This window comes from Frankia sp. Mgl5, from assembly GCF_023242985.1.
Lineage (GTDB): Bacteria > Actinomycetota > Actinomycetes > Frankiales > Frankiaceae > Parafrankia > Parafrankia soli.
This window is the reverse complement of record NZ_JALKFY010000336.1, coordinates 1-238: the sequence shown is the minus strand read 5'-3', so window position 1 is coordinate 238 and position 238 is coordinate 1. Positions and strand designations below refer to the sequence as shown.

Here is a 238-nt window from a genome sequence, read left to right as displayed (position 1 = left end):
CAGTCTGCGTTGTGGGGGATCCCTTGATCGTGTTTGACGCAGAAGGGGAAATCCCGAACATGCCTGATCATGGACATGGAGAAGCGCATGCAGAGGCTCCTGCCCAACCGGAAGATAAAATGGAGCCAGGCTGCGACATCGGCTCGCAAGTGAGCGCCAACGCGAACCAACAGATGGAAACGCCTCTTGCCTCCGCTGAACCCGCTGCGCCAACCGCAGCACCAATCGATCGCAAGGA

The 238-nt window shown here is 58.4% G+C and carries 1 pseudogene; it reads left to right on the top strand.

The features are described 5' to 3' along the window. Positions 1-23: 23 nt before the first annotated feature. A pseudogene (locus MXD62_RS09580) lies at positions 24-238 on the top strand (dienelactone hydrolase); the annotation flags it as partial.